Raw genomic sequence first — 13,470 nt, 5'->3', positions numbered from 1 at the left:
TTTGGAATGCATTTCCCCTGTGGGAGCGAGCCTGCTCGCGAAGACGATAGACCAGGCGACAGAGAACCCTCTGGCATCCCTGAACCACCGCCTTATAATGCCCGCCTTTGCACAAACAGCAGGCTGTCCCACCTTGGCAAACATAGATAACCCGGTCGCCGAAATGGCCCCCGACGGCTTTTACCGCGTCGCGCTGGGCGTTGAGTACAAAGGCTCGCGCTACAGCGGCTGGCAGCGTCAGTTGACGGGTGTGGCGACGGTACAGGAAGAACTCGAAAAAGCCCTGTCGAAAGTCGCCAACTCGCCGGTTTCGCTACAGTGCGCCGGGCGCACTGACGCCGGCGTGCATGCCTGCGGACAAGTGGTGCACTTTGATACTACGGTCGATCGCTCGCTGAAGGCCTGGGTCATGGGCGCCAATATCAATCTGCCTCACGACATCAGTGTCAGTTGGGCGCGGGTGATGCCGGCGCATTTTCACGCGCGCTTCAAAGCCATCGCCCGGCGCTATCGCTATGTGATCTACAACGACCAGATCCGCCCGGCGCATCTCAACGAAGAAATCACCTGGAACCATCGCCCGCTCGACGTCGAGCGCATGGCCGAGGCCGCGCAGTACCTGATCGGCACCCACGATTTCAGTGCGTTCCGTGCCGGCCAGTGCCAGGCCAAATCGCCGATCAAGAAGATGCATCACCTGCGCGTGACTCGTCACGGCAAGATGATCGTGCTCGATATTCGCGCCAATGCGTTCCTGCATCACATGGTGCGCAACATCGCCGGGGTGCTGATGACCATTGGTGCCGGCGAACGTCCGGTGGAGTGGATGAAAGAAGTCCTGGAAAGCCGCGAGCGTCGCTCCGGCGGCGTCACGGCGCATCCGTACGGCTTGTATCTGGTGCAGGTCGAGTACCACGATGAATTCCCGTTGCCCGAGCGTTTTATCGGGCCACATTTCCTTACGGGTTTCTCCGAACTTGACGGCTGACGCCCTCGAACGCTTTTGTTACCATCCGGGACTTTCCCGGATTTTGCCTTGGAGTTTTTCTCGACATGTCAGCCGTTCGCAGCAAGATCTGCGGGATTACCCGCATAGAAGATGCGCTGGCCGCCGTCGAAGCCGGGGCGGATGCGATCGGGTTCGTGTTCTACGCCAAGAGTCCGCGTGCGGTGAGCGTGCAGCAGGCACGGGCGATCATCCAGGCGTTGCCACCGTTCGTGACCAGCGTGGGTTTGTTCGTCAATGCCAGCCGCTGCGAGTTAGGGGAAATCCTCGATGCCGTGCCGCTGGATCTGTTGCAGTTCCATGGTGATGAAACCGTTGAAGACTGTGAAGGCTGGCATCGTCCTTATATCAAGGCGCTGCGGGTCAAGGCCAGTGATGACATTGCTGCAGCCGTTGATGCTTACCCGAGCGCCAGTGGTGTGCTGCTCGACACTTACGTTGAAGGCGTGCCCGGCGGAACCGGTGAGGCATTCGACTGGTCATTGATTCCGCAGAGTTTGAGCAAACCGTTGATTCTGGCGGGTGGTTTGACTGCCGAGAACGTCGCAGACGCCGTGGCGCGGGTAAAACCCTATGCGGTAGACGTCAGTGGGGGAGTAGAGGCGAGCAAGGGCATCAAGGATCACGCAAAGGTTCGGGCGTTCATCGACGCTGTACGCAAAGCGCCATATTGATGTGACGGCTGGCAGTCTGCCGCCGTCCATCAATGCACTTGCACAAAGCAGGCGCGGCTGAGGGTTAATGAAATGTACGCAGGTCATGTTTCGCGCTGACCGTGGCTGTCCATCAACCATCGCCACACACATGAATTTAGCTGAAGGGCATACGCGGGGCTGCGAACCAGAGCGTTCGGGCCGCCGGTACTGGAGAAAGAAAGCATGAGCAACTGGTTAGTAGACAAACTGATCCCTTCGATCATGCGTTCCGAGGTCAAGAAGAGCTCGGTCCCTGAAGGTCTGTGGCACAAATGCCCGTCCTGCGAGGCGGTGTTGTATCGTCCAGAGCTGGAAAAGACCCTGGACGTTTGCCCCAAGTGCAACCACCACATGCGCATCGGCGCACGTGCACGCATCGACATCTTCCTCGATGCCGAAGGTCGCAACGAACTGGGCGCCGATCTGGAGCCGGTTGACCGTCTGAAATTCCGCGACGGCAAGAAGTACAAGGATCGCCTGACCGCTGCACAGAAGCAGACCGGCGAGAAAGACGCGCTGATCTCGGTCAGCGGCACCTTGCTGGGCATGCCAGTGGTGGTTTCGGCCTTTGAATTCGCCTTCATGGGCGGTTCGATGGGCGCCATCGTCGGTGAGCGCTTTGTGCGCGCCGCCAACTACGCGCTGGAAAACCGCTGCCCGATGATCTGCTTCGCCGCTTCCGGTGGTGCGCGCATGCAGGAAGCGCTGATCTCGCTGATGCAGATGGCCAAGACTTCGGCCGTGCTGGCGCGTCTGCGTGAAGAGGGCATCCCGTTCATCTCCGTGCTGACCGACCCGGTCTACGGCGGTGTTTCCGCGAGTCTGGCGATGCTCGGTGACGTGATCGTCGGTGAGCCGAAAGCCCTGATCGGCTTCGCCGGTCCGCGCGTTATCGAACAAACCGTGCGTGAAAAACTGCCGGAAGGCTTCCAGCGCAGCGAGTTCCTGCTGGAGCACGGTGCGATCGACATGATCATCCACCGTCAGGAGCTGCGCCCGCGTCTGGGTAACCTGCTGGCACAAATGACTGGCAAGCCGACGCCGAAATTCGTCGCCGCGCCAATCGAGCCGATCGTGGTACCGCCGGTCCCTGCTGGCCTATGACCGAGCGCACCCTTGGCGAATGGCTCGCCTACCTTGAGCAGTTGCATCCGTCGGCCATCGACATGGGTCTGGAGCGTTCGCAACAGGTAGCGTCCCGTATGGGGCTGGGCCAGCCGGCGCCTCGGGTGATTACGGTCACCGGCACCAACGGCAAGGGTTCGACCTGCGCTTTCGTGGCTTCATTGCTGCGCGCGCAGGGCCTGAGCGTTGGTGTCTACAATTCCCCGCACCTGCTGCGTTACAACGAGCGGGTGCAGCTCAATGGCGTAGAAGCCACTGACGTGCAGCTGTGCGAAGCCTTTGCTGCGGTCGAGGCCGGGCGCGGCGACACTTCCCTGACTTACTTCGAAATGGGAACTCTGGCGGCGTTCTGGCTGTTTCAACAGGCAAAACTCGACGCTGTGGTGCTGGAAGTCGGACTGGGCGGGCGCCTGGACACGGTCAACGTGGTCGATGCCGACATCGCGCTGGTCACCAGCATTGGCGTCGATCACGCTGATTATCTGGGCGACACCCGCGAATCCGTGGCTTTCGAAAAGGCCGGTATCTTCCGTCAGGGCAAACCGGCCTTGTGCGGCGATCTGAATCCTCCGCAACCGTTGCTCGACAAGGCGCGTGAACTCGCCTGTCCATTCTTTTTGCGTGGGCGTGATTTCGATCTCGGCATCAGTGATCAGCATTGGCAGTGGCGCGGTACTGATGCGCAAGGGCAGGTTGTCGAATTGCGTGACTTGCCGCTGCTCGACCTGCCAATGGAAAACGCCGCGCTGGCATTGCAGGCGTATCTGTTGCTCGGTTTGCCGTGGGATGCTCAGCAGATTGTCACAGCGCTGCAGGCGACTCGCGTGGTCGGTCGACTGGATCGGCGCTCGTTCGAGTGGAACGGCAAGCGCCTGAATTTGTTGCTGGATGTTGGTCACAACCCGCATGCCGCCGAGTATCTGGCCCGTCGTCTGGCCGCGCGGCCACCGGTCGGCAAGCGTCTGGCGGTGTTCGGTCTGCTGGCGGACAAGGATCTGGATGGTGTTGTCAGTGAATTGAATGCTAGTGTCGAGCATTGGGCCGTTGCCCCGCTGGATTCGCCGCGTGCCCGTCCGGTGGCTGAATTGAACGCGGCATTGCAGAACCTTGGTGCCGCCGTCACGTCTTACGACAGTGTCGCGTCCGCTCTGGAAGGGCAGTGCGCCGTGGCCACCAGTGACGACGAGATTCTGTTGTTCGGATCATTTTATTGTGTCGCCGAGGCCCTTGAATGGCTGGCCCGGCGCTCCACGGAGGAAGCGGCAAATGGCTTTGCTGGATAAAGCGTACAAGCAGCGCATGGTTGGCGCTTTGGTGCTGGTGGCGCTGGCAGTGATTTTCCTGCCGATGCTGTTTTCCCGTCAGGACGAGCAACGTCAGGTCACCGTCGAAGCGCCCGCCGCGCCGCAAGCGCCTGTCGTGCCGCAAGTGCAGATGGAAACGGTGGCCGTTCCCGAGCCGCAAGCCTTGCCGCAGGAGCCAGTGCCAACGGATGAAGAGGTCGCCGAAGAGACGGCACCTGCCGCACCCGTTGCGCCGGCACCGACAGCGCCCATTATGATCACCAAGCCTGTTGCGCCGCCGGCGGTGGCCAAGCCGATTCCGGCTCCTGCTCAGCCGATCACTGCGGCCTCGAGCAAACCTGACACTACGCAAAGCCGTGTCGATGCCAATGGCCTTTCGGTGAGCTGGTCGGTGCAGCTGGCCAGTCTGTCGAGTCGGGCCAGTGCCGAGAGCTTGCAGAAAACCCTGCGCAGCCAAGGCTACAACGCCTATATCCGTTCGGCCGATGGCAAGAATCGGGTGTTTGTCGGTCCGCTGATCGAACGTGCCGAAGCCGATCGTCTGCGTGATCTGTTGGGCCGTCAGCAGAACCTCAAGGGTTTTGTTGTGCGCTTCCAGCCCGAGCGCGGCTAAAAACTATCACCTCGATTGAAATGCACTGACAATCGCAGCTTACCGAGAGGCATGCGCTCTGCTAAAATGCGCCGCCTTATCCGTCTGTAGGCTGCACTGTGCCATTTACCTGGGTTGACTGGGCGATCGTTGCAATCATCGCCATCTCCGCTTTGATCAGTTTGAGCCGCGGCTTCGTCAAGGAAGCATTATCGCTGGTGACCTGGATCATCGCAGGAGTCGTCGCCTGGATGTTCGGTGGCTCACTGTCCGAGTACCTCGCCGGATACATCGAAACCCCATCGGCTCGCGTGATCGCGGGCTGTGCCATCATGTTTGTCGCCACACTGATCGTGGGCGCAATGATCAATTATCTTATCGGCGAGTTGGTTCGCGTCACCGGGTTGTCCGGGACCGATCGATTCCTCGGCATGGCCTTCGGCGCGGCGCGTGGCGTGTTGCTGGTGGTCGTGGCGGTCGGGCTGTTGAGCCTGGGGCCGGTACAGCAGGACGGGTGGTGGAAAGAATCACAGCTCGTGCCAAAGTTTCTATTGGTCGCCGACTGGTCCAAAAACCTGATCCTCGGGTGGAGCAGTCAGTGGCTTGCCAGCGGAATCAGCGTACCCGCTGATATTCCGTTCAAGGAGCAACTCTTGCCGTCGGCGAAAACGCCTCAGTGAGTGTTGTTCAGTTCAGATCCATTAAGTAGGGGTTGCGTCGCATGTGTGGCATCGTCGGTATCGTCGGTAAGTCGAACGTCAATCAGGCGCTGTATGACGCGCTAACCGTGCTCCAGCACCGCGGCCAGGACGCTGCCGGTATCGTGACCAGCCATGATGGCCGGTTGTTCCTGCGCAAGGACAATGGCCTGGTGCGTGACGTGTTTCAGCAGCGTCACATGCAGCGTCTGGTCGGCCACATGGGTATCGGTCACGTCCGTTACCCGACTGCGGGCAGCTCGACTTCGGCCGAAGCCCAGCCGTTTTACGTCAACTCGCCTTACGGCATTACCCTGGCGCACAACGGTAACCTGACCAACGTTGAGCAGTTGGCCAAAGAGATCTACGAATCCGATCTGCGTCACGTCAACACCAGTTCCGACTCGGAAGTGCTGCTTAACGTGTTCGCTCACGAACTGGCCCAGCGCGGCAAGCTGCAACCGACCGAAGAAGACGTGTTTGCCGCGGTGACCGACGTGCACAACCGCTGCGTCGGCGGTTATGCCGTTGTGGCGATGGTGACCGGTTATGGCATCGTCGGCTTCCGTGACCCGCACGGCATCCGCCCGATCGTGTTCGGCCAGCGTCATACCGACGAAGGCGTCGAGTACATGATCGCCTCGGAAAGCGTTTCGCTGGACGTGCTCGGTTTCACCCTGATCCGCGATCTGGCGCCGGGCGAAGCGGTCTACATCACTGAAGACGGCAAGCTGCACACCCGTCAGTGCGCGACCAACCCGTCCCTGACCCCGTGCATCTTCGAACACGTCTACCTGGCGCGTCCGGATTCGATCATCGACGGTGTGTCGGTCTATAAGGCGCGTCTGCGCATGGGTGAGAAGCTCGCCGAGAAGATCCTGCGCGAGCGTCCAGAGCACGACATCGACGTGGTTATCCCGATTCCGGACACCAGCCGTACGGCGGCACTGGAACTGGCCAACCACCTGGGTGTGAAGTTCCGCGAAGGTTTCGTCAAGAACCGTTACATCGGCCGTACCTTCATCATGCCGGGCCAGGCGGCGCGCAAGAAGTCGGTGCGTCAGAAGCTCAACGCCATCGAGCTGGAATTCCGCGGCAAGAACGTGATGCTGGTCGACGACTCGATCGTGCGCGGCACCACGTGCAAGCAGATCATCCAGATGGCTCGCGAAGCCGGCGCGAAAAACGTCTACTTCTGCTCGGCTGCCCCGGCGGTACGCTTCCCGAACGTCTACGGCATCGACATGCCAAGCGCTCACGAACTGATCGCGCACAATCGTTCGACTCAGGACGTGGCGGATCTGATCGGCGCTGACTGGCTGATCTATCAGGACCTGCCTGACTTGATCGAAGCGGTCGGTGGCGGCAAGATCAAGATCGAGAACTTCGATTGCGCGGTGTTCGACGGCAAGTACGTCACCGGCGACGTCGACGAGGCGTACCTGAACAAGATCGAGCAGGCGCGTAACGACTCCTCGAAGATCAAGACCCAAGCGGTCAGTGCGATCATCGATCTGTACAACAACTGAGTTTCTACCGGCCCTGAGGGGCCGGTTTTGTATCTGAATTTCAATTTTTGCGAACAGGGCAAGGAGTGACAGCATGAGTCAGGAATGGGATGCCGGTCGGCTGGACAGCGACCTTGAAGGCGTAGCGTTCGATACCCTGGCCGTACGTGCCGGTCAGCACCGTACGCCGGAGGGCGAGCACGGTGATCCGATGTTCTTCACTTCCAGCTACGTGTTCCGTACCGCTGCCGATGCAGCCGCACGGTTCGCCGGGGAAGTGCCGGGCAACGTTTACTCGCGTTACACCAACCCGACCGTGCGTGCGTTCGAAGAGCGTATTGCTGCGCTGGAAAGCGCCGAGCAAGCCGTGGCGACCGCCACCGGCATGGCCGCGATCATGGCAGTGGTAATGAGCCTGTGCAGCGCCGGCGATCACGTGCTGGTTTCGCGCAGTGTGTTCGGTTCGACCATCAGCCTGTTCGAGAAGTACTTCAAGCGTTTTGGCGTTGAGGTCGATTACGTACCGCTGGCTGACCTGTCGGCCTGGGATGCGGCAATCAAGTCGAACACCAAACTGCTCTTCGTCGAATCTCCGTCGAACCCTTTGGCTGAACTGGTCGACATCACCGCACTGGCGGAAATCGCCCACGCCAAAGGCGCGATGCTGGTAGTCGACAACTGCTTCTGCACCCCGGCGTTGCAACAGCCGCTGAAAATGGGCGCAGATATCGTGGTGCACTCGGCGACCAAGTTCATCGACGGCCAGGGTCGTTGCATGGGTGGCGTGGTTGCCGGTCGCAGCGAGCAGATGAAAGAAGTCGTCGGCTTCCTGCGCACTGCCGGCCCGACTCTGAGCCCGTTCAATGCGTGGATCTTTCTCAAAGGTCTGGAAACCCTGAACCTGCGAATGAAGGCGCACTGCGCGAATGCCCAGGAACTGGCTGAATGGCTGGAGCAGCAGGACGGCATTGAGAAGGTGCATTACGCCGGTCTCAAGAGTCATCCGCAGCACGAGTTGGCCCAGCGTCAGCAAAAGGGCTTTGGTGCGGTGGTGAGCTTTGAGGTCAAGGGCGGCAAAGAGGGCGCGTGGCGCTTTATCGATGCCACCCGGTTGATTTCGATTACTGCCAACCTCGGTGACAGCAAAACCACCATCACGCACCCGAGCACCACCTCCCACGGCCGTCTGGCGCCGCAAGAGCGTGAAGCGGCGGGCATTCGTGACAGCCTGATCCGCATTGCGGTCGGTCTGGAAGACGTGGCGGATCTGCAAGCCGATCTGGCACGCGGTCTGGCTGCGTTGTGATCGAGTTGTCCACTCCGACAGCGGGTACCCATGGCCGCGTCGCACTGGTCACGGGGGCCGCGCGCGGTATCGGTCTGGGGATCGCGGCGTGGCTGATCAGCGAAGGCTGGCAAGTCGTGCTGACCGATCTGGATCGTGCGCGCGGTTCGAAAGTGGCGAAGGTGCTGGGTGAAAATGCCTGGTTCATCGCCATGGATGTCGCCGATGAGGGCCAGGTTGCGCTTGGGGTCGCTGAAGTGCTGGGGCAGTTTGGTCGTCTCGATGCGCTGGTCTGCAACGCGGCGGTCGCTGATCCGCATAACATCACGCTGGAAAGTCTCGATCTGGCTTATTGGAATCGCGTGCTGGCGGTGAATCTCAGCGGGCCGATGCTGTTGGCCAAGCACTGTGCGCCTTATCTGCGCGCGCACAACGGTTCGATCGTCAACCTGGCCTCAACCCGTGCGCGGCAATCGGAGGCAGACTCCGAGGCCTATGCGGCGAGCAAGGGCGGGTTGTTGGCATTGACGCATGCGCTGGCGATCAGCCTGGGGCCGGAGATTCGCGTCAATGCGGTCAGTCCGGGCTGGATCGATGCGCGAGATCCTTCTGCGCGTCGGGCTGAGCCTCTGGCCGATGCCGATCATGCCCAGCATCCGGCGGGCAGGGTAGGGACGGTTGAAGATGTGGCAGCGATGGTTGCCTGGTTGCTGTCGAGGAATGCCGGGTTTGTCACCGGGCAGGAATTCGTCGTCGACGGTGGCATGACCAAGAAGATGATTTACAGCGAATAGATTGCGTTCTTTTTCTGAATTTGCGTTGAATGGACTGGCGCCTTCGCGAGCAAGCTCGCTCCCACATTTGGAATGCAATCCCCTGTGGGAGCGAGCTTGCTCGCGAAGGCGGTCTTGCAGGATGGAAGCAATTTCGTCTTTTTCAGAAAAACTTCAATCCTGCTATTGACTTAGGTTCGCTACCTGCGTAAATTTCGCGGCCTCGGAGATGCAAACGGGTGATTAGCTCAGCTGGGAGAGCGTCTGCCTTACAAGCAGAATGTCGGCGGTTCGATCCCGTCATCACCCACCACTCCCCGAGAGACTTGCGTAAGCAAGAGCGTAGGCTGAAAGTGCCTGCACCGACGCGCAGCGGTAGTTCAGTCGGTTAGAATACCGGCCTGTCACGCCGGGGGTCGCGGGTTCGAGTCCCGTCCGCTGCGCCATATTTTACGAGTCAGACTTGTCTGGTTCGCGATTGCAAAGCACCGAAGCTAGCAGTCAAAACGAGTTACTTGAGCGCAAGCTCAAAGCGATACGCAGCGGTAGTTCAGTCGGTTAGAATACCGGCCTGTCACGCCGGGGGTCGCGGGTTCGAGTCCCGTCCGCTGCGCCATATCTGCTTCAAGGACCACTGAACGCCTTGAAGCACCGAAAGCAACCATTGGTTGATTCGGAATCGATAGCAAAGACCCTGGTCGAAAGACCGGGGTTTTTTGTGTCTGAAATTTGGCTTTTCCGCTTTTTTCTTCTATCCCCTCCATCCTGTGCCCTACACAAATCCCTGTGGGAGCGAGCTTGCTCGCGAAGGCGCCGGCACATTCAAAATTTGCATCGGCTGGCACAACGCTTTCGCGAGCAAGCTCGCTCCCACATGGGCATGCCCAATTATCTCTGCGGTCTAGATGCGGTACCACGTCGCATTGATTTTTTGATCCTTTAGTCAAATTTTTGTAACTGGTTGTTTGCTGCGAGCACAGAAACCTTTAAAGTTAACCTTTCGGTCAGCTTTGCACTGTCAATATGCCCTTTGTTTCGCCAGAAAGGGCTTCTGCAAGACTCGAGATTCCCAGTAGATAACCAGAAGGGCGGACGTATAACCGCCCAGAGGATGATCCATGTCCAACCGTGATATATCCCGGCGCTCGTTCCTCCAGGGCGGGCTGGTGGCGGGTGTGAGCGTCACGCTCACGCCGCTCAGCACCCAGGCGCTGGCTGCCTTGATGGAAAACAGCGTCACCGTGCCGTCCGAGAAATGGCTCGGCAACAACGGCAAGGCGCGCCAGCGTAACGATGCATTGTCCAAGGTCTGCGGCAGCAAGGTCTTCGCTCGCGACATCCGCTCCAAGGACATGCCGGGCTGGCCCGAACAGCAAGGCCACGCCATGTTGCTGAAAACCATCAAGGCTGACCGCATCTACGACGGTTACGACCTGTCGTGGCTCGGCGCCGATTTGCAGCCGGACCGCATCGTCACCGCCGCGGACCTGGACAAGGACGGCATCGTCTTCCCGGAAGAGCACGCCCCGGATCCGTTGCTGCCGGAAGGCAAGGTGCCGATGTTCATCGGGCACCCGGTAGCGATCCTGATCTGGAACGATTTCGAGCGTTTCCGACAAGCCAAGAACAAACTCAAATTCAATGACAAAGCGATTCGTTACGGTGCGAAAGTGCCGTTCTACGAAGGCGATCCGTATGGCAGCTTCCGCTACGTACGTGTGGGCGGTGCGACCTCGGCAGACGAAGATGAATTTGCCAGCCTCAAGGACTCGATCCTGTTCCCGATGCTGAAAAACCGTCGTCCGGTGTGGAATTCCCAGCCCAATCTGCACGGCAACCTGACCGAGCGCGGCCTGTTCTACGCCGACCGCATGAAGCAAGAGATCGATACGCCGCCGGACAACTGGCTGGTATTCGACGAGCGCTACAAAACCCCGTCGATCGAACCGGCCGCGATGGAGCCGGACAACGGCAACGGCTGGTACGACCCGAAAACCAAGACCCTGCACTTCGTCGTGGCCACTCAGTGCCCATTGGAAGCTGCGACCGAGACCGCGAAAATGATCGCGCCGTCGCGCTTCGGCCTGGACAACCTGAACATGCACCCGGGTTACACCGTAGGTTACGGTTCCAAAGACCACAACATTTTCGTCTACTACGCAGCCCTTGCTGCACTGTACGGCGCTGGCGTGCCAGTGCGCCTGGCCAACGACCGCTACGAGCAATTCCAGAGTGGCATCAAGCGCCACCCGTTCGACATCCGCTACCAATTGGCCGTGGACAAGAACGACTACACCTTCAAGATTTTCCGCGCTGACATGAGCGTCGACGGGGGCGGCCGGGTCAACTACAGCCCATCCGTAGCGGCGGTTGGCGCCACGGCGGCGCAGTCGATCTACTACATGCCGCAGAACGACCTGCAGGTCACCGCCTACCACTCGCGTGGTGTCGAGGCAGGTTCGATGCGTGGCTACGGCACTCTGCAAAGCATGGCGGCGACCGAAATGATGGTCGACGAAATCGCCAATCGCCTCGGTGTCGATGCCATCGACTTGCGTCGCAAGAATGCCCTGCGTTCGGGCATGAAAAACACCCAGGGCGCGATTCCGGCCGGTGCTCTGCGCCTGCATGAAATTCTCGACAAAGCCTCGGTGCACGAAGTCTGGAAAAACCGTGACGCGATCAAGAAGCAGCGCGAAGCCGCCGACCCGGACAACTGGTACGGCGTCGGTTTCGCCATTTGCCAGAAAGACTTCGGCACCGGTTCTGAAGCGCCGATGGCCAGCATCGAATTCACCGCCGATGGTCGCATCACCCTGCGCCACATCGGTATCGAAATCGGTACCGGCATGTCCACCTCGCAAGCTCTGGTCGTCGCCGACTTCCTCGGCAGCCCGGCGCACGAAGTGAAGACCGGCGAAACCGAATGGAAGGAAATGCAGCTGATCACCAGCGGCAACCCCTACATCATGAGCCAGGCCGAACAGGACAACCTGCTGCGCAACCCGCGTTGGGTTGGCAAACTGGCTTCGGCTTCGTCGGCGACCAACTCGGCGTACTACTTCAGCCACGCCACCCGTGAAGCGGCACGCGTGCTGTTCAACAACGGTCTGTGGCCGGCGGCCATGGAGATCTGGCGTCAGGGCCCTTATGGCGGTCAAGCCAACCCTTACGTCGTGCGTCGCGAAGATGCGCACTGGGTTGACGGCAAGCTCACCGCCAACGGCATGCAACCGTTGACCTTCGAAGAGCTGGCCAGGCGCGCTCACGAGCGTGGTCTGGTGACCGGCGCCAGCGTTCACGCGTTCAACCGCTGGAGCTGGGCCGAGGCCGAATACAGCATCGACGGCGTGCGCGAACGCCTGCCGCTCGACGGTCTGGCTGTGAAGTACGGTGATGGTGCGCCGAAAGCGAAGAAAGCGTTGATGAGCACTTCCGGTTTCCACCTGTTGGATCGCCAAAACATCAATTACCCGGTTGTGCAGTTGAACAACGCTGCCGTGACCTACTACAGCCCGGTCGCCACGCTGGTCGAGTTGAAGGTCAACAAGGGCTCGGCGGAAGTCGAAGTGCTCAACCACCATTCGTGGGTCGAGTGCGGTCGCGTGTTGGTTGAAGAATTGGTCAAGGGCCAGCTCGAAGGCGGTATTGCCATGGGCATCGGCCACGCCTTGATGGAAGAGATGCCGCTGTATGAAGGCGGGCCGGGAGAGGGTGACTGGAACTTCAACCGTTACCGTCTGCCGATGGCGCGTCACGTTGCCGTGTGGAAGCAGACTGCGGAGATTCTGCCGCCGCTGTCGCCAAGCGATCCGTCCAAAGGCATCGCCGAAGTGGTGATGATCCCGATTGTCGGTGCCATCGGTAACGCCGTGGCGCACGCCATCGGTAAACGTGTTCGCGATCTGCCTATCACTGCTACGCGCATCAAGGAGGCCCTCAATGGCTAACCGTCCGCTTCAACTGACCCTCAATGGTCAATCCGTCGGCCCGGTGGACATCCCTGATGACCTGCCGATGATCGACTACCTGCACGAATACAAGAACCTCACCGGCTCGCGTTTGGGCTGCGGTCAGGGCATTTGCCACGCTTGTGTGGTGATCGTCGACAACCCGGACGGCACCAGCGAAGAAGTGCGCACCTGCATCACCGGCGCGCATTACTTCGAGGGCAAGAAAGTCCGCACCATCGAATCCCACGCCAAGCGCGACGAGTCAGGCCAGGTCACCGAGCTGAACCCGATCCAGCAGCGTTTCGTCGACGAATTCGCTTTCCAGTGCAGCTACTGCGCACCGGGCTTCGTCAACGCCGCGACCGTGCTGGTTGAAAAGTTGCAGCGCCAGCCGACCGTGCAAAGCAAGCTTGAACAAGTCATCGAGGACAGCCTCGGACATCACGTCTGCCGTTGCACCGGGTACGTGCGTTATTACAACGCGACCCGCAACGTGCTGACCGATCTCGGCCTGGTCAAGGAGGGTTAAGC

General features: G+C 60.0%; 11 protein-coding genes and 3 tRNA genes. All 14 read left to right on the top strand.

Annotation, left to right across the window (positions count from 1 at the left end; all coding sequences use genetic code 11):
• Positions 1–163 precede the first annotated feature (163 nt).
• The 14 genes from truA (at position 164) to L8H52_RS24935 (ending at position 13,468) form a co-directional block, all read left to right on the top strand.
• On the top strand, positions 164–988 hold the full coding sequence (gene truA / locus L8H52_RS25000) for a tRNA pseudouridine(38-40) synthase TruA (protein ID WP_034152768.1): 825 nt from the start codon (positions 164–166) through the stop codon (positions 986–988).
• 65 nt (positions 989–1,053) lie between these two features.
• Positions 1,054–1,680, top strand: a complete 627-nt coding sequence (locus L8H52_RS24995; RefSeq protein ID WP_242209070.1) for a phosphoribosylanthranilate isomerase — start codon at positions 1,054–1,056, stop codon at positions 1,678–1,680.
• 204 nt (positions 1,681–1,884) lie between these two features.
• Entirely contained in the window at positions 1,885–2,805 is a 921-nt protein-coding gene (gene accD, locus L8H52_RS24990; protein WP_007913458.1) for an acetyl-CoA carboxylase, carboxyltransferase subunit beta, read from the top strand.
• Complete coding sequence (gene folC, locus L8H52_RS24985) at positions 2,802–4,109, top strand: bifunctional tetrahydrofolate synthase/dihydrofolate synthase (protein WP_242209071.1); 1,308 nt, start codon at positions 2,802–2,804, stop codon at positions 4,107–4,109. Before accD ends, folC begins: the two co-directional genes overlap by 4 nt.
• A complete protein-coding gene (locus L8H52_RS24980; protein ID WP_242209072.1) occupies positions 4,093–4,743 on the top strand; it encodes an SPOR domain-containing protein in 651 nt (216 codons plus the stop codon). Before folC ends, L8H52_RS24980 begins: the two co-directional genes overlap by 17 nt.
• Before the next feature lie 98 nt (positions 4,744–4,841).
• Positions 4,842–5,402, top strand: a complete 561-nt coding sequence (locus L8H52_RS24975) for a CvpA family protein (RefSeq protein WP_007913461.1) — start codon at positions 4,842–4,844, stop codon at positions 5,400–5,402.
• A 41-nt stretch (positions 5,403–5,443) separates the two neighbouring features.
• On the top strand, positions 5,444–6,949 hold the full coding sequence (gene purF / locus L8H52_RS24970; protein ID WP_007913462.1) for an amidophosphoribosyltransferase: 1,506 nt from the start codon (positions 5,444–5,446) through the stop codon (positions 6,947–6,949).
• A gap of 73 nt (positions 6,950–7,022) precedes the next feature.
• Positions 7,023–8,234 carry an O-succinylhomoserine sulfhydrylase gene (locus L8H52_RS24965; protein ID WP_242209073.1) on the top strand — a complete coding sequence of 404 codons (1,212 nt, stop codon included), beginning with the start codon at positions 7,023–7,025 and terminating at the stop codon, positions 8,232–8,234.
• A complete protein-coding gene (locus L8H52_RS24960; protein WP_008083223.1) occupies positions 8,231–9,007 on the top strand; it encodes an SDR family oxidoreductase in 777 nt (258 codons plus the stop codon). The genes L8H52_RS24965 and L8H52_RS24960 overlap by 4 nt, the downstream gene beginning before the upstream one ends.
• 216 nt (positions 9,008–9,223) lie before the next feature.
• Positions 9,224–9,299: transfer RNA gene (locus tag L8H52_RS24955), tRNA-Val, on the top strand.
• A 56-nt stretch (positions 9,300–9,355) separates the two neighbouring features.
• Positions 9,356–9,432: transfer RNA gene (locus L8H52_RS24950), tRNA-Asp, on the top strand.
• A 93-nt stretch (positions 9,433–9,525) separates the two neighbouring features.
• Positions 9,526–9,602, top strand: a tRNA-Asp gene (locus L8H52_RS24945).
• Positions 9,603–10,104: 502 nt separating this feature from the next.
• Positions 10,105–12,936, top strand: coding sequence for a xanthine dehydrogenase family protein molybdopterin-binding subunit (locus L8H52_RS24940; protein WP_242209074.1), 2,832 nt, complete (start codon positions 10,105–10,107; stop codon positions 12,934–12,936).
• Positions 12,929–13,468, top strand: coding sequence for a (2Fe-2S)-binding protein (locus L8H52_RS24935; RefSeq protein WP_038369461.1), 540 nt, complete (start codon positions 12,929–12,931; stop codon positions 13,466–13,468). The genes L8H52_RS24940 and L8H52_RS24935 overlap by 8 nt, the downstream gene beginning before the upstream one ends.
• Positions 13,469–13,470 lie beyond the last annotated feature (2 nt).

The sequence above is a fragment of the Pseudomonas sp. CROZ-RG-20F-R04-15 genome, from assembly GCF_022662375.1.
In the GTDB taxonomy this organism is placed as follows: Bacteria; Pseudomonadota; Gammaproteobacteria; order Pseudomonadales; family Pseudomonadaceae; genus Aquipseudomonas.
Note: the sequence above shows the minus strand (reverse complement) of the source record. Positions and strands in the feature narration are given on the sequence as shown.